We start from the raw sequence: 19,047 nt of genomic DNA, 5'->3' as shown, positions 1-19,047 counted from the left end.
CCAACCGTCGCCTGTCGCAGATTGGTTTGAAGGAAGAGTACCCGGGTACAACTAACCCGTTCCCATGGATGAGCGAGATCATGGACTTGAAGAAAGAGAAGAACTTCTTCGAGACCCGCGTGATCGAGTATCAGACTGGCGGTGCGTTGAGCTGGGATTGATGTGGCTGTTCACCTTGGGTGAATAGACTGGAACACCGGAAAGCCCTGAACTCGTTCAGGGCTTTTTTGTTTGCGTGTGATCACTGCGTCATAAGGCCAAGTGCTTCGCTTCCAACCCTCGCGTCTCGATCACATCGAATACGTCACTGGCATCCTGTAGCAACAGCCGTGAGATCGAGGCGATATTGCCCAGGTCTCGTGGATCGCTATCGCTCAGCCGGCTACAGGTAAACAAGGTCATCAGCTTGTTGACCGCCCGCATGCGCTCGCTGACGCAGGCATGCAGATCAACCAGCGGGGCATTGCGGTCGATGTAGAGAACCGGGAACTCAGTGGACACGCTGTCCATCGGGATAAAGCGCCTGGGGGTATGTTCGGTATGCATAGTCAAACTCCGTGTTCTAGAGAGTTGGCCCCCTTCGCTGCGAAACGAAATGGGTGGCAGCTGTGTGCGGGTTCGCAGACCGAAAGAACACGAAAAATCGGCAGGCTCGGAAGCCTCCCACACACAGCCACCATGAAACAAGCAGCGGCAAATATACAACCGCCGACACCTTCATGATGCTTTTTTCGTGTTCATAGAAAGGGCTGCGAAACCCTTCTCGCCAGATTATCCAACGAGCCATTCAGACTCTAAGCCCGCCCCTCCATCAGGAACAATTAGCCACATCCAACAAATGACTGATGACTTTTCTGACCTGCAAGTAAGACAGGTTACCGCTGACGACTGGAGCGGAGTTCCCAGCCTGAAAAACAAACCGAAGCCTACCTTCACAACCTCGATATTCCTGCCGGAAAATATCTGCAAAAAAATCTGCGACTTTCTCCAAAAAAACGATGCTACAAGCTCTTAAAAACCTTTAAAAACAAGGCCTCCAGCCTTCAATAAATCTGCAAAAAAATCCGCAGAAAGAGCCGAAATCCTCTCCAAATTGATGACAATGATGGCTTGTGATGTTCGGTCAACATTTTCTGCCTGGCGTGCCTCGAAGCGGCCTGGGTGATGCCAGGTGAGAGGCTATAAGTGGCGAGCATTTCCATGCTCTTGCAACTCCTGCTCGATAAACCCGGCAATCATGGCCCGATAGACCTGTTCGACCACATCGGGATTGGCGGCGTACTCCTCGGATAATCCCCGCACCTTAGCAATCACCTGTTCCACGCGTTGCGGCGCCCTGACAGCATCGCTGTCTTTTTTAAAGCGCGCAGCCTCAGTGACGTAAAGACCCCGTTCCGCCAGCAGCATGACGATCTTCCGGTCCAGGCGATCAATGTTTTCGCGGACCTCTTCGAGTGATGTGCAATGGACGGCCATGTCGTTCTATCTCCTTTTTGATCCCGGTACTTTGAACTATCCCTTACGCCCTTTACAACTCATCAGGCATACAACTCACGCAACGCCGCCGTCGCCAGAAACCCGGAGCGCGAGGCGTAGCGATGATCCTTCTGCACACGCTCGTCAATCCGCTCAAGCAGATGCTCGGGCAACGAAGCATTGAATCTCACCGACTTGCCCAGGTAAGGCGTCACATCGAAGTCGACAATAGCCCAGAGACCGCCTGCGTAATCCGGATTGTCCAGATAGACATCGGCCTCCTGTGCATGGGGCAACGGCTCGCCATCGGCCAGCAAACCCTCGAAGTGCAAAGCCAGGGCCTCGTGCACATTTTCCAAGGCTTCGGAAAAAGTGCTTCCGGCAGAAAAACAGCCCGGCACATCCGGTACGGTCACGCCGTAGTCCGACTCAGCCTCTTTGTGTAATACGACTGGAAATTTCATTGGATACCTCGCCCATGTGTTTACATCAGGCTGAAAATACACACCCTACACAACATTGTTTTTATCAAGCAAAGAAAGGCCGTAACAAAGCATGTCCCACAGTGTTCACCGGAGGGGCGATCTGCGCATGGGCCGATCCCCGCTCTACGAATACCGCCGCTCGATACCGATAATCGGAATGCTGAAAAAACGTTTGATCAGGCTCAAAAACAACTGTACAAAAATACAGTATTTTCAAATCAGCCGATCAAGCCCGGAGAGTGCCATGCCCAGCCAAGCCGCCAGTCATGTGATGAGGACCACCGTTGAACGCATCGTTTTGCATCAATTCACGCCCCGACACTGCCTGCAGGCACGCGTCATGCTGGGCTGGGGCCATGAGCAACTGAGCCGGGAGTCCGGCGTCTCGGTCGCCGCCATCCAACGCTTCGAAGCCGGGGAATTACTCAAGGATGTCACCCGGCTGGCCCTGGCCTTTCGCTTCGAAGCCGAAGGCCTGGTGTTCTTTCCCGGATTTGCCCCCGGACGTGGGATGAATATCCGCGGAACCACACCGGACCCGATTGAGCGCAAGGATTACGAACTGATCGAATAACAGCCTCACAGCGATGCTGCCGGCCGCTCCAGCGCACGTATTACCTGCTCGACCAACGCCGCCACGCCATGCTCGGTGGTGTCCAGTCGTAACACCGGACACGGCAGGCTCCTGATCCAGGTTTCATGACGCTTGAGGCTGCGGGTGCCATGGTCGCCGGTGTCGTAGCCGGCGGCCCACTCCAGGAAGATGCGAGTCGCGACAAACCGCTCTCCACCTTCGTGAATTTGCTCGCCGTAGCGCTGGAATTCACGAAGGCGCAAACGCTGCAAACGGACCTCGGGATCGAGATGCAGGAAAATCGCCAGGGTGAACGCCGGAATCACCGAATCGCCCCAGCCACAGAGCGAACCGGAGAGCACCCAGTTGTCCTGCACGGCCAGTTGCTCACGCAGCAACTGCACCCGCTGGTCACGGGGGCGCTTGCAGCTGAAAGGCTTGTCGGCGGGCTGCCAATAAAAGTTGTCCGAGTCGAAATGGGCAACACCCAGGCGTTCAGCCAGTGCAACACCCAAGGTCGTGGTACCGGAACCCGACGCGCCGAAAAGATGAATTCGATGAGCCATGGTCGTTTCTGACGCTCCGCTTCCCGTCTCGAACCCATGGTAGCCCCCTACTCGCTCGGGGTCTGTACGAAAAGTCTCGCGAACCAGGCGAGTGTTTCCGTACAACGGCTACATCTGCAATTGCAGCGAGCGCCGGATAACCTGCGGCGGCTGGCCATAAGCACGCAAAAAGGCGCGGCGCATGCGCTCCGGATCGGCGAAGCCGGTGTCGCGGGCGACGATGTCGATGGAATGCCAGCCCGACTCCATCATCAACCGCGCCGCTTCCAAACGCAGGTGTTCGATCGCCTTGGCCGGCGATTGGCCGGTCTCGGCACGGAACAATCGGCTGAACTGACGCGGACTGAGGTGAGCCACTTGCGCCAGTTGCTCAACGGATAGATCTTCGCGCAAATTCTCCTGGGCAAACGCCAGGGCGCTTTGAATACGATCAGACTTCGGATCAAGGTCCAGCAGCGCGGAAAACTGCGACTGGCCACCCGTCCGGCGGTGATAGACCACCAACGTACGGGCGAGACTGCGCGTGACTTCCACCCCCAGGTCCTGCTCTACCAGGGCCAACGCCAGGTCGATGCAGGCCGTCATGCCGGCCGAAGTCCAGATCGGACCATCCACGATGAAGATACGATCCTCCTCCAGTCGAACAGCGGGATGCAGTTGCTTGAAAATCCGAGCGTGGTACCAGTGGGTGGTCGCCCGTCGCCCTTCGAGCAGACCGGCCGCCGCCAAGTGAAACGAGCCGGTGCACGCCGAGGTGATACGCCGGGCAAAAGCCGGTGCGCTTCGCAGGTAGTCAATCAGGCCTGCCGTCCCCGGCACCAGGTCGTTATCCCCCACCACCACCAGCGTGTCGTAATCCTGCACGCCGAAGGGTTGGGTCTCGACGCTGAATCCGATGGAGCTTCTGACCGTACCACCGTGCTCGGAGAGCAGGTCTACCTGGTAGACCTCGCGCTCAACTTCCAGGTTGGCGTGCTCGAAAACCGTACCCGTCGCCAACGTCAGCGCCTGGAAACCAGGGAACAGGATAATACCAACGCGGATCATAGGCAGGACTCGATGATGTCTTGAAAGGTGGGAGATATGGCATTGCAGACAATAAATTACCACCATAATCTTAATTCCAGCAACGCCGACATCTCGTTGGCCACTCTGGAGATTTGCAATGACTCAAGCATCCTCGAAAGGTTTTGCCCTGATTACCGGCGCCTCTTCCGGCATCGGCGCCGTCTACGCCGACCGTCTGGCGCACCAGGGATACGACCTGATTCTGGTGGCACGCAATCGCGAACGCCTGGAGCAACTGGCCGCCCGGTTGGGCAAGGACAGCCAGCGGACCGTCGAGGTGGTTCAGGCTGACTTGAATGACGCGGGCGATCTGAAGCGGATCGCCCAGCTCCTTGAACAGGATCAACGGATCAGCCTGCTGGTGAACAACGCCGGCGTCGGCGCGGCCGCCTCGCTGCTGGAGTCCGAACAGGCGAAAATGGATGCGATGATTCACTTGAACGTCGTGGCCCTGACCCATCTGGCCAAAGCGGCGGCGAGCAACTTTGTCGCCCGCGCAGAAGGGACGATTATCAACATCGCCTCCATCGTGGCCATCGCGCCCGAGTTGCTCAACGGTGTGTATGGCGGGACCAAGGCTTTCGTACTGGCCTTCACTCAGTCCCTGCATCACGAACTGAGCGAAAAAGGCGTCAAGGTCCAGGCCGTATTGCCCGGTGCCATCCGCACCGAGTTCTGGGACATCGCCGGATTGCCCATCCAGCATCTGCCCGGTGAGATCGTGATGAACAGTGACGATCTGGTCGATGCCGCGCTCGCCGGCCTGGCGCTCGGCGAGGTGGTCACTATCCCGTCGCTGCCGGAGATTGCCGATTGGCAGGCGTTCGAACAAGCTCGCCAGGCACTCAAGCCCAATCTTTCGCACACAGTGCCAGCCGCTCGTTATGCCGTAAAAGGCTGACCCTGCAACCTGCCGCCTCACTCGGCGGCAGGCCGACAACTACCCGGGCTTATTCAAAGTCTGGGTCCTGTCGCGCATTCGAGGCCTGTTCGTAACCGTAGGCGATCGCCAGCAACTCGGCCTCGCTCCAGCGCGCACCGTAGAAATACACCGAAGTAGGCATGCCATCGGCGTCCATGCCCGAAGGCACGGTAATCCCCGGATACCCGGCAAAGGTTGCGCTGCCCAGTTCAAGGATCGCGAACGGATGGGGATCTCCCAATGCCGCATCCAATCCATGGTCCGCCAACAGCTTGTCGACATTACTGCGCGCTTCATCGCCCAGCCCATCCGACAGTTTCAAGTACTCGGCCTCGTCAACGACCCGCGCGTTGGCGCGTGTGAGCAGGTTCTGGTTGTAGTTCTCCGCCCCCGGGTGCTTGTCGTTGTAATCAACCAGTTCCTGGAGCGTCGAAACCTTCAGACCCGAGCGGCTGGCCAGATAGCCGGGCAGCACCCGCTTGATCGACAGATCGAACAAACGCGAGACCCGAGACCAATCGTTGTCACTCCAATCGGTGCCTTTCAAATCGACCGGAATCAGTTGCGCACCGGCGCCACGCAGGGTGTCCAGGGCCTGGGCAAACTGTGGATGCTCGTTCAAGTCCTTGCTGCCAGGCTGGAAGCGGCTGGGATAACCGATGACCTTTCCTTGCAATGCATCGGCTCTCAGCTTTTGCGTGTAGTCCTGCCTGGCGGGCACCTGTGCGGTGGCCAGGTCTTGCGGGTCGAGGGCGGCCATGGCATTGAGGAGCAAGGCGGCATCGCGCACGGTGCGCGTCATCGGTCCGGCGCTATCGAGTTCACGGGAAGCGGGAATAATACCCGTGCGGCTGAGCAATCCCACGGAAGGCCTCAGGCCGACGATACCATTCCTCGCCGCCGGGCAAATCACCGAACCGAAGGTATCGGTCCCCAGCGACAGAGGCGCATACCCCGCCGCTATCGCCGCAGCGGAACCGGAACTGGAACCACAGACATCGCCATCCAGTGCGTGGGGGTTCCTTGTCCGCCCGCCTCGACCACTCCAACCATCGGGCAATTGGTCACCGCGAAAATTCGCCCACTCGCTCATATTGGTCTTGCCCAGGATGATGGCGCCCTGCTCGCGAAGTTTTTGCACGATGAACGCGTCGTCAGCCGCCACAGCCCCGACCATGGCCAGCGACCCGGCCGCCGTCTGCATCTGGTCGGCAGTGTGGATGTTGTCCTTGAGCAACACCGGGATGCCATGCAGAGGGCCACGAATATTGCCAGCCTGGCGCTCTTCGTCCAGCGTCCGGGCAATCGACAAGGCTTCGGGATTGAACTCGATCACTGCCTCGATGGCCGGACCGAACGAGTCCAGATCAGCCGCCCGCGAAATGAGATAACTCACCAGTTCCTGCGAAGTGAAGCGCCCTTCGGTCAACGCCAGTGCCACCTCGGCGGTACCGGCATAGACCATCCCGGCCAACACCTCGTTTTTAACCGAGGCTGACGCCGGGAACACAGGTGGGGCGGGGGTATGCGCCTGACTGACAAGCGGTGTAAGACAAAAGGCGTGCAGCAACGCCAACCGGGTGAACACCGCGATGCGCTTTCTGAGGGTTCGATACATGAATCGTGTCCTGATAAAACCAAACGCCAGTGATCCATTTCACTGGCGGCGGTCATCCTAATGGGCGCTTCCGTCAGAAGCGCCGGACACAATCGGTTGCAGGCTGAGTGAAAAATCAATGCAAACCGTGGGACAGCTTAGCGCGCCGTGATGGGTGTTTTTGCCTCTTCCGAGTGTTCCACTTCCAGCCACCAGGCATACCCGCGATGGGGCTGCTGCAGGTTGAAAGCTTCGCCCATCCGCGGCGTGGTGATGGACACATTGCGTTCCCAGGCCAGGGCCAGGATACGGTCGAAGGGTTCATGCCAGGCATGGAAGGACAGGTCGAACGTGCCGTTGTGGATCGGCAGCAACCAACGGCCCTTGAGGTCCAGGTGAGCCTGCAGGCTCTGCTCCGGTTGCATGTGCACATGGGGCCAATCGACGTTGTAGGCCCCGGTTTCCATCAGGGTCAGGTCGAAGGGGCCGTAATGCTCGCCGATCTGCTTGAAACCCTCGAAGTAGCCGGTATCGCCACTGAAGAAAATCCGCTGGTCACCCACCATCATCACCCAGGACGCCCACAGCGTCTGGTTGCTGTCGCGCAGCGTGCGGCCGGAAAAATGCTGGGCCGGGGTAGCGGCGAAACGAATACCGCCGACCTGGGTTTCCTCCCACCAGTCCAGTTGCCGAACCTTGTCGGCCGGGATGCCCCACTTGATCAGCAGGTCGCCTACGCCCATCGGGGCGAGGAAATAGCGCGTCTTGGCAGCGAGTTGCAGGACCGTCTTATAGTCAAGATGGTCGTAATGATTGTGGGAAAGAATCACGCCCTCGATAGGCGGCAGCTCTTCGAGGCTGATGGGCGGCTGGTGAAAACGCTTGGGGCCAGCCCATTGCACCGGCGACGCACGTTCGGCGAACACCGGGTCGGTCAACCAGAACAGCCCCTGCAGCTTGAGCAACAAGGTCGAGTGGCCGAGACGAAAAACACTGAAGTCCGGCGCCGCCAGCAGTTGCTCACGGGTCAACCCCAGCACCGGGACACTGCCGGCCGGGCGGGTATTGCGCGGTTTGTTAAACAGCGAGCGCCAGAAAATACCGAGCATCTTGACGAACCCGCCCTGGGGGGTTGGCGCATGGTTGCGGTACTGCCCCTGCACGTGCAAGGAGGAGGGTTTGGCGCGGGTAAGCGAACGAGTGGTCATAACAGGGTGACTCCCGGAAACCGCCAAGGGTTCCCACGTTCTTCTGCTGGATGATCAATGGCTGCTGCACGCAAGCCTTGAACCGATGAAATACTGGAGTGGAGTAACTACACTACACAGTGTAGTTTCAAGCTTGCAACAACGCTGTCGATAAGTAAACTACCGAGTGTAACTTTTCTTCTCTTGCCGAAGCCGCCCATGACCGCTCCCCTACGCCTGACCGACCGCAAACGTGAAGCTATTATCCAGGCGGCCATCGAGGCCTTTCGCGCCGACGGTTTCGAGGCCACCAGCATGGACAAGATCGCCGCCAAGGCCGAGGTGTCCAAGCGCACGGTGTACAACCACTTTCCCAGCAAGGAAGAGTTGTTCGCGGAAATCATGCACCACCTGTGGGCCAGCAGTGCGGCGCAAGTGGATATGTCCTACCACCCGGATCGCAGCCTGCGCGAGCAATTGCGCGAATTGATGGCCTTGAAGCTGCGCCTGCTCAGTGAAAGCAGTTTCCTCGACCTTGCCCGGGTGGCGATCGCCGCCACCATTCACTCACCCGAACGGGCCCAGGGCATGGTCGCGCGCCTGGCTGAACAGGAGGAAGCCTTCAACCAGTGGATTCGTGATGCCCAGGCCGACGGCACCTTCAAATCCGTGGACCCGGCTTTCGCCGCCGCGCAATTGCACGGCCTGCTCAAAACCTTCGCTTTCTGGCCACAGATCAGCCTCGGCCAGCCTCCCCTGGACCCGCCGACCCAGAGCCGCGTCATAGAATCGTCGCTGGATTTGTTCCTCGCCGGCTACGAAATCGTCAAATAGCCGGCACAGACGACCCAAGCCATCTCAAGACCCTCGAAATGGCTTGGAAGGACACTGATTATTCTTTACGGAATGCCCGACAATATTCATCCTTCTTATCCGATGAACGGCCGTTCCGTGCAGAGCACCGCCCAGGTGTTCAGATGAATAAAGTGGCGCAAAAAACCTATGCAAATCCAACGAGGCAAAGGGCTATCGTTTGCCAAGCGCATTTACCTGCCCCGCACGGTAGGCGTTGGTATCGGCTGCTTCAGCGTAATCGCCGCACTTTATCCATTGGCCATGCCGACCTGGATCTGGGTATTGCTGACCCTCAATGTCGTGGCCTGGCCGCACCTGGCCTATCAAGTCGCCAAACGCTCGCCCTTCCCCTACCGGGCTGAACGCCGCAATATCCTGATCGATTCGCTGATGGGGGGCTTCTGGGCCGCGACCATCCAGTTCACGCCCCTGACCACCATCAACATGCTTGCCTTGATGGCCATGCACAACGTCGCCGCTGGCGGCCCACGCCTGATGGCCCAGGGTCTGGTCGCCCAGGCCATCGGCATCCTGGTGTCCTGGCTGATCTTCACCCCGGCGTTCAACCCGGAGACCACGCCGCTGCAGATCTACAGCGTGCTGCCGGTACTGATCCTCTATCCCCTGGTGATCGGCATGGGCTGCTATCAAGTGGCGATCAACCTGGCCGAACACAAACGCACCCTCAGCGCCCTGAGCCGTACCGACAGCCTGACCGGGTTGCTCAATCACGGCTCATGGAAAGACCTGCTGCACCTCAAGTTCCACAAATGCCGCTACAGCCATTGCCAGGCAGTGATTGCCCTGATCGACATCGACCACTTCAAGGCCATCAACGACACCTACGGCCACCTGGTCGGCGACAGCGTGCTGCGCCAGTTGAGCAAGGACTTGCGCGACAACCTGCGTGAAGACGACCTGGCCGGACGGTATGGCGGCGACGAGTTCTGCGTGATCCTGCCGGAGATGTCCCTGAAACGGGCCAATGAAGTGATGGAGCGCCTGCGTGAAGTGTTTGGCAACTATCGTAATGCCGACGTCCCTGAATTACGGGTCAGCCTGAGTATCGGCCTGGCCACCTGCCGCACGGACTTCAACGATGCCGGAGCCTGGCTGAACGAAGCCGACAAAGCGCTCTATGTCGCCAAGAATACGGGCCGCAACAAGGTCAACAGCGCCGATGCGGAGATCGCCGAGGTGACCTCGAGCAGCGTGGCCAACCCGGCCTGAACAGTTTCCGCTGATCTGAAAGATCATCGGACAAAGTTGTACAATTGTGCTTTTATTTGTATAACAAATATCAATTGGCCACTATTTAGCCAGCACCTTTCCGAACGATTACTTGGATACAGGCATTTGCACAGCCCATGGTTTTTCGTGGGCGCAGCAGTGCAGCGCCCTGCATCAAAAATGGTTTGCGGCACCCAAGCCGCATTGAATTGCCAGCCATGGAGCGCTGGCATCGGGCTACAGCTTCCCTTGTCCTTCGCGGACAAGCCGCAAGCCGCACGACCAGGGACAAACTTTCACGTTGCATCCCTCTCCGAGTCGACGCCATGCTATTTGCCTCCCATAAAAAAACCATCAGCACCCTGCAACAGTCCGTCGCCGAACAAGCCAGCCAACTTGCCGCCATCGAACGCTCCATGATCGTGATCGAGTTCGACCTCAATGGCACGGTCCTGCGTGCCAATGAGAACTTCCTCAAGGCCACCGGTTATCGTCAAGAACAGGTAGTGGGCCAGGCGCATCGGATGTTCTGCACGCCCAACTACGCCCGCAGCAGCGAGTACAGCCAGTTCTGGACGCGGCTGAAGTCTGGCCAGTTCGAATCGGGGACCTTCGAGCGGGTCGCGGCCGATGGCCGGATCGTCTGGCTGGAAGCCAGTTACAACCCGATCAAGGATGATCGGGGCAACGTGTCCAAGGTCGTCAAATACGCCCTGGACATCACCGCCAGAGTGCAGGAGGAGCACGAAACCAACGGCAAGTTGCAGGCCATTGACCGGGCCATGGCGACGATCGAATTCAACCCCGACGGCAGCGTCATCGCCGCCAACCAGAACTTCCTCAGGCTGATGGGCTACACCCTGGCGGAAATCCAGGGCAAGCACCACCGGATGTTCTGCAAGCCGGCCACCGCCAATAGCAGCGAGTACCAGGATTTCTGGCGTCGGCTGAACCAGGGCGAGTTCTTCAACGGCCAGTTCGAACGCGTTGGCAAACGGGGCCAGACCTTGTGGGTCGAGGCCAGCTACAACCCGGTGTACGATGCCAGCGGCCGGCTGTGCAAAGTGGTCAAGTTTGCCTCGGACATCACCAGCCGTGTCGAGAAACACGAACAGGATGCCAAGAGTGCGACCGAGGCTTACCACCTCTCGATCGAGACGCGAAAAGTCGCCGAGCACGGTACCGGCGTGATCCAGCAGGCGGCCACTGAAATGCGTGAAATCGCCTCGAACATCGAAGGCTCTTCCTCGCTGATCGCCAAGCTGGGCGAGCGCTCCGAACAGATCACGGCCATCGTCAACACCATTCGCGGGATTGCCGACCAGACCAACCTGCTGGCGCTGAACGCGGCCATTGAAGCGGCGCGGGCGGGCGAACAGGGACGCGGCTTCGCGGTGGTCGCCGACGAGGTGCGTTTGCTGGCGGCACGCACCAGCGGCTCGACCGCGGAGATTTCCGGGATGATCGGCATGATCCAGAGCGAAACCCTGCAAGCCATCGACAGCATGAACGGCACCCGCGACCGGGCCGCCAAAGGCGTTGACCTGGCGGACCAGGCCGGCACGGTGATCCTGCAGATTCGCGAAGGGGCCAATCACGCGGTACGTGCGGTGAGCATGTTCGCCGGTGAGCAGGGCTGACTGCCAACGAGCCAGGCAAGCGCGCCACGGACGGCGCCGGCAGTGGCGGATGAGGCTATAGTGAGCCTTGATTCCCACGCCTTGCAGAGTTCACCATGACGTCCGAAAACCTCGAAGCGAAAAACCCCGAAACCTCGAAGAAAATCATCGACCACCTGCGTTTCCACCGCCCCCACGCCCATTTGTCCACCACCTTCGGCAACGACACCTTTGCCTTGAAGGCTGAAGCCTTTGCGCGTTTTTTTGGTACACCGATGTTTCTCGGCGCCCAGACGGTCATCGTCGCAGCCTGGATTTTGCTCAACGTCGCCGGCGTGACCCAGTTCGACGTCTATCCGTTCATCCTGCTCAACCTGGCGTTCAGCCTGCAAGCGGCCTACGCCGCCCCTTTGATTCTATTGGCCCAGACCCGTCAGGCCGCACGCGACAAGGCCCATGCCGACGCGGACGCCCAACACCGCGAAGCCTTGGCCGTCGCCAATACCGAACGTCAGGCCGCAGCGGAGAAAACCACCGAACAACTGCTGGCGCTGCTGGAGCAGAACACCCATCTGACCGAAATGACCAAGCAACTGACCGAGCGTATCGAGGGGCTGACCTTGGAGATGCACGAGCATTTCGTGCGTAAACCCTGACGAAACGGCTCAGGCCGGTGCCTTGGCATCCTGCCCGAGGCGAATGGCCCGGGCCAGTTCATCGAACAAGGTCACCACCGAACGCAACGCCCGGCAGTCGGGGCGGGTCAGCAACCACAACGCGGTGTCGTAGTTGGGCGGCACCTCGGCCAGGGCCCGTAGGCCCCGCTCATCGCCGATCATGAAGTCCGGCAGCACCGCGACTCCCAACCCGGCCCGCGCCAGCTCCGCCACCGACAGCATGCTGTTGCAGCGGTAACTCGGCACCACCCCGGGAAAACACTGGCGACGCCAGCTCACGCTCGGATGATCGGGCAGAAAATCGTCTGGCGCGATCCAGGCCAGTCGCTCCAGATCCCCAGGCGCCGCCGCCGACAAATACCCCGGGCTGGCACACACCCGATAAGACACTGCTCCCAGGCAACGACCCACCAGATGTTCAGGGGGTGAAGCGGTCAGGCGCACGGCGATATCCGCATCACGCCGGTTCAGGTTGGCGAAGTCGTTGCTGGTGCTCAGTTCCAGGGTCAGAGCCGGATAAGCCGGCATGAACCGCGCCAACGCCGGTAACAACAGCATCTGCAAGACCGAGTCGGTGCAGGTCAGGCGCACCGTGCCGCTGATCACCTCGCCGCCCTGCTCGATGCTGACGCACGCCGCCTCCAAGGCCTGCTCGGCGCGCTCCGCCTGTGCGGCCAGGGATTGCGCCAAACCGGTGGGCAGATAACCGGCGCGACTCTTTTCGAACAACTCGCGCCCCAGCGCGGCCTCCAGTCGACGCACCGAACGGAACACCGTCGACACATCGACCTTGAGCAATGCCGCCGCCCGCGCCAGGGAGCCACCCCGGACCAGCGCCAGAATCAGCGAGAGGTCGGCATGTTCCAACCGATAGTGCAGCGGTGCATTGATCAATTGGATAACTGCCTATATTGAATGCGTCAGCGCCACCTTATAGTTCGCTGCGAGCCCCCACAAGCCTGGAGCAACAGCCATGGAACAGCGCCCGCCCCTGAAGATCGCCCTGATCGGCGACCATGACCCACAGGTCACCGCCCACCGCGCCATTCCCGTGGCCCTGCAACGGGCGGCCGAGTCCGCCGGGCTGAACATACAGGCTCACTGGCTGGCCACCGACAGCCTGACGCCGCAGACCGACCTGGGTCTTTTCGACGGTTTCTGGTGCGTACCGGCCAGCCCCTATCGGAGCCTGGAAGGCGCCTTGCTGGCGATCACCCATGCCCGCGAACAACAACGTCCGTTCCTCGGCACCTGCGGCGGTTTCCAGCATGCGATCCTGGAATATGCCCGGCACGTACTGGGCTGGGCGGACGCCGAACATGGCGAAATATCCCCCGACTCGCCACGCGCAGTGATTGCACCGTTGAGCTGCTCCCTGGTCGAAGCCCACGACCGCATCCGGCTGCTCGAAGACACGCGGATCGCCAAGGCCTACGGAACCCTGGACATCCATGAGGGTTACCACTGCCGCTACGGTATCAACCCCGCGTTCGAAAGCGCCTTGCTCGACGGTGACCTGCGCGCCAGCGGCCACGATGCCCAGGGCGATCTGCGAACCGTCGAACTCAAGGGCCACCCCTTCTTCGTCGCGACCCTGTTCCAGCCCGAGCGCGCGGCGCTGCAAGGCCATACGCCGGCGCTGGTCAGCGCATTCCTGGCCGCCTGCGCGAGTCAGCCACAATGATTGCCCAGACACCACAACCGCCTTACTACGCTGTCATCTTCACGTCCCTGCGTACCGAAGGTGATCAAGGCTACGCTGAAGCGGCGCAGCGCATGGTCGAGCTGGCCGGAGAACAACCGGGCTTTCTCGGCATGGAGTCCGCCCGGGGCGAGGACGGGCTGGGTATCACCGTGTCCTACTGGAACAGCGAGGCGGCCATCCTCGCCTGGAAACAGCACGCCGAGCACAGCGAAATCCGCGAACGTGGTCGTTCAACCTGGTACGAGGCCTTTCATACCCGGGTATGCAAGGTCGAACGCGCCTACCCTTTCCAGCGCTGACCGCCAGCCGCTCATCAAGAGGCGCTGAGCGCCCGGCGCAGCGCCACGATCTCAGGGACATCGACACGCCGCTGGTAGACCCGCAGCGGTTCGCTGATGTTGATCCGGTCATCGATGTTCTGCGCCAGCAACAGCTGGATCCGCTCACGGCAGAGGCGCATGGTCTCCTGCGCGGCCGGCAGCCAGACAAACTCGCACGCCGGGAAGATGGCGTCATCCGCCACGTCCATGCCGAACGAGTCCTCACTGAAGCGAACGATGTACTGGGCGGTCTTGCGATTGAAGCCGACAAATCCCTTGAGTTGGTCGGCGGCCTGGCAGATAAGCTCGGATGTGATCGTCATGGTAAACCTCGCTGAAGAGCCCCAAGGCTCATGGATGGCTGGTTTACACGCAGGGCAGGCCTCTCCCTCTGGCGGGGAAATGAGCGACAACGCCTCAGGCACCCTACCCGATGAAAAAGCCGAAAACCGGATCTGGAGCAGGTTTGTGTCAGTTTCGCGATAGCCGCTATAGCAATCAGCTGCTAAAAGTAGCCCCTGATACTCACTCTCTGCGAAAGGAATTCGAGCATGGCCGCCCCCCTCACCCAAAGCGCCCTGGCCCTGAGTCTGTTACTGGGTCTGGGCACCGCCGAGGCCAACAGCGCCTCCAGTGCCCTCGCCGCGTCGAATGGTATTCCCCATCCTGCGGTGATCGCCCATCGTGGCGCCTCCTTCGATGCCCCGGAATCCACCGCTGCTTCCTACACGCTGGCCCGCGACCTGGGCGCCGACTACCTGGAAATGGACCTGCAACGGAGCAAGGACGGGGTGATCTTCGCCCTGCACGACAATAACCTGTCACGCACCACCGACGTCGCCAGCAAGTTCCCCGAGCGCAAGGACAGCCCGGCCAACGCGTTTACCTGGGCCGAACTGCAAACCCTGGACGCCGGCAGCTGGTTCAACCAGGCCCACCCCGAGCGGGCACGTCCGTCCTACGTCGGCCTGAAAATCCTCAGCCTGGACCAGATCATCGACATCGCCCAGGCCAATCCGCAACACCAGCCGGGCTTGTACATCGAAACCAAGGAACCCAAGCAGTTTCCCGGTATCGAGCATGAGCTGAAGAACAAACTGCAGGAACGCGGCCTGCTGAGCCCGAACTCGCTGGTGTCCAAGGAACAGCCCCAGGTCGGCCAGGGCAAAGGCAAAGTGATCCTGCAGACCTTCGAGAAGAGCAGCCTGGAACTGTTGCACAAGGAAATGCCGGATACGCCGAAGATCCTGCTGCTGTGGGTCGGTGACGGCAACATCGAGCCCAAGTCGAAGGTGAGCTTCGCCGACTCCGGCGAGAAGACCAAGGCCGCCTACTACGCCAGGCAGGAACCCAAGGACAAGGCCGAATTCGAGAAGTGGGTGGATTACGCCAAGTCCCAGGGCGCGATCGGTACCGGCCCCTCGGCGGAACTGACCCACGGTGGCGACCAGAGCTATTCGGACCTGGTCAAACCCTGGATGAACCAATACACCCATGACCAGGGCATGCTGGTGCATGTGTACACCGTCGACACGCCGAGGGACTACCAGAAGGTGCTGGATGCCGGGGTTGATGGCATCTTCACCAACCGCTCGGCCGAGTTGCTGAAGTACTTCAAGCGCCCGTCGCCAAAAACCATACCGCAGATTCTCGAAGCCAACGGCTACTGAGTGAACAACAGCGAGTGGACCGGCGCCCTGTGGCTGGGACGCGACTACGCCTTGATCCACGGTGAACTGGGGCGTACCGCGTCCCATGCCCACTACGCCCACCAGGTGATCCTGGCGCCCGAGGCGCCGGTTACCCTGCTGCTCGATGATCAGCCCCACAGCCGCCATGACTTTTTCATCAAGGCGCAGCGTGTCCATGCCATCCTCCAGGCACCGGGCCGTTCATTCTCGCTCTACGCGGAACCCCTGACCCTTGATCTGGGCGTCCTGCAACAGGCCCTGAGCCAGGTCGAATGGTCATTGCCGGCCCTCGAGGACGCCTTGCACCGGTGCCCCCGCCGTCCTCTCGAAGACCCACGCATCGCCCGCGCCCTGCTGGCCCTGGAACATTCGCTGGAAGGTAAAGTCTCGGCCGACGCCCTGGCCCGGGCTGCCAACCTGTCCCAGAGCCAACTGGAACGACTGTTTGCCAGTCGCCTCGGCCTGCCGATCCGCCGCCTGGTGCTTTGGCGTCGCCTGCGCCTGGCACTGGCCCGGGTGTTGGCGGGCGACTCACTGACGGCGGCGGCCCATGCCGCGGGGTTTGCCGACTCCGCACACTTTTCCCGAACCATGAAAAAACTCTTCGGGGTCACCGCTGCTCACGCCCTGGGCCGGATCCAGGTACGACTGCTGGATTGACCCGGCGCTGCAACGGCTCAGGCGTCACGGGAGCCGGATGCGTCGGTGCCGAGATAAACGGATCGATCAGTTGCCGGACATACCCCACCGGGAAGTCCGCACGTGTGCCAATCCCCAGGTCACCCTCGCCGATCCGGTACCCCTGCGTGTAAAAGGCCGTCCCCAGCAACCGATCCCAGAGCGTGAAGAACAGCCCGAAATTCACATCCCCGGCCTTGCCGTATTTCATGTGGTGAAAGCGATGCAACGGCGCCCAGGCGAAGATCCAGCGTAACGGCCCCAGGCGCATAGCGACATTGGAATGCTGCAGCAGCAATTGAATGGCAATGGCAAACGCCAACAGGGCCGCGACACCCTGCGGGATGCCCAGCAGCCAGAGCGGCAGCAAGCCCGCCGTGGCTTCCAGTGCCTGGTGCAACGGATGTTTCATCAGGCCATTGAAGCCATACATGCGTTGCACACTGTGATGCACCGCATGCAATCGCCACAACCACGGCAACCGATGGCTCGCGTAGTGCGCCAGGGTGATCCCGGCATCGGCGATCACCACCGCCAACAACAGTTGCAGCCACAACGGCCACGCCTGGGGCCAGACCACGGCAAACGGCAACCACAGCGCCAGTATCGGCAAGACCAGCAGCCCCAGGGCATTGAGACTTTCATTGACCAGCCCATGGGCGATATCCCTGAAACGGTCAGCCTTCGAGTGGTTCCAGAGCGGTTCATAGGGCAACCCCCACTCCGCCAGAAACGACACCATCACGGCCAACAAAAACAGCAAGGGCAAGCTCCAGAGCTGTTCAAACAGCCCCAGGCTCGCCCCCAGGAAACCGCACCAGAACACTGGCGCATACAACCAACTCAATACACTTTTCATGGGACGCTCCTCTTCAGAGGCGTCCAGCATGAAAGCTCCCTTCAACGGGCGATTGAACAAACAACGCAATCGACGCGCCGCGGATTTCGTCCTGGTCGATGCCCGTCCAGGGCCGACTCCCGGTTCCCAAAAAAAACGGCAGGAGCCGGGCAAGCCGGCTCCTGCAGAGTCCATGTTTCAGGTCGGGTCGGACAACAACGGAAGTGCCCTGCCGGCTGTTACCAGAGCGCCAAGGTATAGCTGATGATCAGGCGGTTCTCGTCCAGGTCATTGCCGAAGTTCGAGCGCACCGTCGCATTGCGCCACTTCACCCCTACCCCTTTGAGCGTGCCATCCTGGAACACATAGCCGATATCGGTGTTGCGCTCCCATTCCCGGCCTTCACCCGGAACCGTGCGTTGCACATTGTCACCGGACACGTAGCGGGTCATGAAGGTCAGGCCCGGCACACCCAGTTGTGCAAAGTCGTAGTCATAACGCACCTGCAAGGAACGCTCGTTGATATTGGCAAAGTCGCCAATCTGCACGAAGTTCACCAGGTACGGGTCGCTGTGCCCGATGTATGGGAACGGATCCGAGCCGCTCATGCGCTGATAACCGAAGCCCAAGGCATTGCCCTTGAAGGAGTAGGTGAACATGCCGCCCAAGGCGCGGTTATCCAGCGGACGGAAGCTGCCATCCTCGGTGCTACGGGCGTAACGCAGGTCGCTTTTCAAGCTCTGGCCCTGGCCCAGGTCCCAGTTATGCAACAGGCCGATGAAGTTCTGCTGGTAGACATCTTCCAGCTTGCCATAGCGGTACTGGGTCAGCAGGTTGGGCAGCCACTGGTAGTCGGCCCCGGCGAACTGGAACTTGTCGCTCGAACCGCCAATGCGGTTGGCCGTCATCTTCTGATCATCGGTGGAGTCGACGTAGCGGATCTGATTGAACGAACCCCCGGTCAGCTTCAGGTGGTCGATTTCCTGCACGTTCACCAGCGCGCCCTGAAAGGTTCCGGGCAGCAGACGGGTATCGTTGGAAATGATCACCGGGTCCTTCATCTGGAAACTACCGACCTTCAGGGTGCTATTGGAAATCTTCACCTTGGCCGCTGCCGCCAGCTTGCCGTAGCTGTCCTGGGAGCCGCCATTGCGGCTGTCCGCCGGCAGCAGGCCAGTGCCGGCCGTGCCACGTCCCGAGTCCAGTTTGTAACCGACCATGCCCAGGGCATCGAGACCGAACCCCACGGTCCCTTCGGTGTAACCCGACTCCATGCGCAGCAGGAAACCCTGGGCCCATTCATCGGCCTTTTCCCGGGAGCCGGCCTGGCGAAAATCCCGGTTGAAGTAAAAGTTGCGCAGCTCCAGGTTGCCCTTGCTGTCGCTGAGAAAATCCGCCTGGGCGTTCGGCGCGCAAATCAGGCCCAGGCCCAATAATGTGCCCGCCGGCACAGACAAACGGGAAAAATAATCGAACGGCTTCATGGTGTGCTCCTTATCGCGGACGCGAGCCGACCCTCTCGGGGGCGTTGGGATCGCGGCCGATGTGGTTGAAATGTC

Annotated in this window: 21 protein-coding genes and 2 pseudogenes; 12 read left to right on the top strand and 11 right to left on the bottom strand. The window is 60.3% G+C overall.

All coding sequences use genetic code 11. The features are described 5' to 3' along the window. Positions 1–161, top strand: a pseudogene (locus tag HX866_RS20255) (ribonucleotide-diphosphate reductase subunit beta); the annotation flags it as partial. Positions 162–249: 88 nt separating this feature from the next. On the opposite strand, the gene HX866_RS20250 reads toward HX866_RS20255, so the two are convergent. The 3 genes from HX866_RS20250 to HX866_RS20240 form a co-directional block, all read right to left on the bottom strand. Next, positions 250–546 carry a fructose-bisphosphate aldolase gene (locus tag HX866_RS20250; protein ID WP_177096919.1) on the bottom strand — a complete coding sequence of 99 codons (297 nt, stop codon included), beginning with the start codon at positions 544–546 and terminating at the stop codon, positions 250–252. A gap of 633 nt (positions 547–1,179) precedes the next feature. Next, positions 1,180–1,476, bottom strand: coding sequence for a chorismate mutase (locus tag HX866_RS20245; RefSeq protein WP_177096917.1), 297 nt, complete (start codon positions 1,474–1,476; stop codon positions 1,180–1,182). 62 nt (positions 1,477–1,538) lie between these two features. Beyond that, on the bottom strand, positions 1,539–1,940 hold the full coding sequence (locus tag HX866_RS20240) for a type II toxin-antitoxin system HicB family antitoxin (protein ID WP_040070208.1): 402 nt from the start codon (positions 1,938–1,940) through the stop codon (positions 1,539–1,541). A gap of 265 nt (positions 1,941–2,205) precedes the next feature. Here HX866_RS20240 and HX866_RS20235 point away from each other — a divergent pair, with 265 nt between their 5' ends. Then, complete coding sequence (locus HX866_RS20235) at positions 2,206–2,535, top strand: helix-turn-helix domain-containing protein (protein ID WP_177096915.1); 330 nt, start codon at positions 2,206–2,208, stop codon at positions 2,533–2,535. A 5-nt stretch (positions 2,536–2,540) separates the two neighbouring features. Here the strand turns inward: HX866_RS20235 and HX866_RS20230 are convergent, their stop codons facing one another. Together HX866_RS20230 and HX866_RS20225 are read right to left on the bottom strand one after the other, a co-directional pair. After that, a complete protein-coding gene (locus HX866_RS20230) occupies positions 2,541–3,101 on the bottom strand; it encodes an AAA family ATPase (RefSeq protein ID WP_177140300.1) in 561 nt (186 codons plus the stop codon). 108 nt (positions 3,102–3,209) lie between these two features. Beyond that, positions 3,210–4,148 carry a GlxA family transcriptional regulator gene (locus HX866_RS20225; RefSeq protein ID WP_177140299.1) on the bottom strand — a complete coding sequence of 313 codons (939 nt, stop codon included), beginning with the start codon at positions 4,146–4,148 and terminating at the stop codon, positions 3,210–3,212. Between the two features lie 118 nt (positions 4,149–4,266). On the opposite strand from HX866_RS20225, the gene HX866_RS20220 reads away from it, so the two are divergent. Then, entirely contained in the window at positions 4,267–5,070 is an 804-nt protein-coding gene (locus tag HX866_RS20220; protein WP_177140298.1) for an SDR family NAD(P)-dependent oxidoreductase, read from the top strand. Positions 5,071–5,119: 49 nt separating this feature from the next. Here the strand turns inward: HX866_RS20220 and HX866_RS20215 are convergent, their stop codons facing one another. Both HX866_RS20215 and HX866_RS20210 read right to left on the bottom strand, forming a co-directional pair. Next, complete coding sequence (locus HX866_RS20215; protein WP_177140297.1) at positions 5,120–6,709, bottom strand: amidase family protein; 1,590 nt, start codon at positions 6,707–6,709, stop codon at positions 5,120–5,122. A 137-nt stretch (positions 6,710–6,846) separates the two neighbouring features. Continuing rightward, complete coding sequence (locus HX866_RS20210) at positions 6,847–7,896, bottom strand: MBL fold metallo-hydrolase (protein ID WP_177096905.1); 1,050 nt, start codon at positions 7,894–7,896, stop codon at positions 6,847–6,849. 198 nt (positions 7,897–8,094) lie between these two features. Between HX866_RS20210 and HX866_RS20205 the strand changes: the two genes are divergently transcribed. The 5 genes and pseudogenes from HX866_RS20205 to HX866_RS20190 all read left to right on the top strand — a co-directional run bounded on the left by HX866_RS20205 (position 8,095) and on the right by HX866_RS20190 (position 12,235). Next, the gene (locus tag HX866_RS20205; protein WP_177096902.1) at positions 8,095–8,709 is read left to right on the top strand and encodes a TetR/AcrR family transcriptional regulator; all 615 of its coding nucleotides are present in this window, start codon (positions 8,095–8,097) and stop codon (positions 8,707–8,709) included. Between the two features lie 168 nt (positions 8,710–8,877). Continuing rightward, positions 8,878–9,960: a diguanylate cyclase gene (locus tag HX866_RS20200; protein ID WP_177096900.1), complete on the top strand. Its 1,083-nt coding sequence runs from the start codon at positions 8,878–8,880 to the stop codon at positions 9,958–9,960. 137 nt (positions 9,961–10,097) lie between these two features. Continuing rightward, positions 10,098–11,060, top strand: a pseudogene (locus HX866_RS34860) (PAS domain-containing protein); the annotation flags it as partial. Positions 11,061–11,147: 87 nt separating this feature from the next. Further along, on the top strand, positions 11,148–11,600 hold the full coding sequence (locus tag HX866_RS34855; RefSeq protein ID WP_371319272.1) for a methyl-accepting chemotaxis protein: 453 nt from the start codon (positions 11,148–11,150) through the stop codon (positions 11,598–11,600). 95 nt (positions 11,601–11,695) lie between these two features. After that, positions 11,696–12,235: a DUF1003 domain-containing protein gene (locus HX866_RS20190; RefSeq protein ID WP_177096896.1), complete on the top strand. Its 540-nt coding sequence runs from the start codon at positions 11,696–11,698 to the stop codon at positions 12,233–12,235. 9 nt (positions 12,236–12,244) lie between these two features. Here the strand turns inward: HX866_RS20190 and HX866_RS20185 are convergent, their stop codons facing one another. Then, entirely contained in the window at positions 12,245–13,156 is a 912-nt protein-coding gene (locus HX866_RS20185) for a LysR family transcriptional regulator (protein ID WP_371319271.1), read from the bottom strand. Positions 13,157–13,229: 73 nt separating this feature from the next. Here HX866_RS20185 and HX866_RS20180 point away from each other — a divergent pair, with 73 nt between their 5' ends. Continuing rightward, positions 13,230–13,940 carry a CTP synthase C-terminal region-related (seleno)protein gene (locus tag HX866_RS20180; protein WP_177140296.1) on the top strand — a complete coding sequence of 237 codons (711 nt, stop codon included), beginning with the start codon at positions 13,230–13,232 and terminating at the stop codon, positions 13,938–13,940. Continuing rightward, on the top strand, positions 13,937–14,260 hold the full coding sequence (locus tag HX866_RS20175) for an antibiotic biosynthesis monooxygenase family protein (protein ID WP_177096891.1): 324 nt from the start codon (positions 13,937–13,939) through the stop codon (positions 14,258–14,260). The genes HX866_RS20180 and HX866_RS20175 overlap by 4 nt, the downstream gene beginning before the upstream one ends. Positions 14,261–14,274: 14 nt before the next feature. Here HX866_RS20175 and HX866_RS20170 read toward each other — a convergent pair whose 3' ends face one another. After that, positions 14,275–14,604, bottom strand: a complete 330-nt coding sequence (locus HX866_RS20170; RefSeq protein ID WP_177096889.1) for a DUF2025 family protein — start codon at positions 14,602–14,604, stop codon at positions 14,275–14,277. 228 nt (positions 14,605–14,832) lie between these two features. Between HX866_RS20170 and HX866_RS20165 the strand changes: the two genes are divergently transcribed. Then, positions 14,833–15,951 carry a glycerophosphodiester phosphodiesterase gene (locus HX866_RS20165; protein ID WP_177140295.1) on the top strand — a complete coding sequence of 373 codons (1,119 nt, stop codon included), beginning with the start codon at positions 14,833–14,835 and terminating at the stop codon, positions 15,949–15,951. Then, entirely contained in the window at positions 15,952–16,632 is a 681-nt protein-coding gene (locus HX866_RS20160; protein WP_177140294.1) for a helix-turn-helix domain-containing protein, read from the top strand. It begins immediately after the preceding gene. Here the strand turns inward: HX866_RS20160 and HX866_RS20155 are convergent. Further along, positions 16,583–17,509, bottom strand: a complete 927-nt coding sequence (locus HX866_RS20155; RefSeq protein ID WP_177140293.1) for a sterol desaturase family protein — start codon at positions 17,507–17,509, stop codon at positions 16,583–16,585. The genes HX866_RS20160 and HX866_RS20155 overlap by 50 nt on opposite strands. A gap of 218 nt (positions 17,510–17,727) precedes the next feature. Further along, positions 17,728–18,972 carry an OprD family porin gene (locus HX866_RS20150; protein ID WP_177140292.1) on the bottom strand — a complete coding sequence of 415 codons (1,245 nt, stop codon included), beginning with the start codon at positions 18,970–18,972 and terminating at the stop codon, positions 17,728–17,730. Positions 18,973–19,047 lie beyond the last annotated feature (75 nt).

Source organism: Pseudomonas gingeri, assembly GCF_013386165.1.
Taxonomy (GTDB): Bacteria; Pseudomonadota; Gammaproteobacteria; order Pseudomonadales; family Pseudomonadaceae; genus Aquipseudomonas; species Aquipseudomonas gingeri_C.
This window is presented reverse-complemented; position numbering and strand designations above follow the sequence as displayed.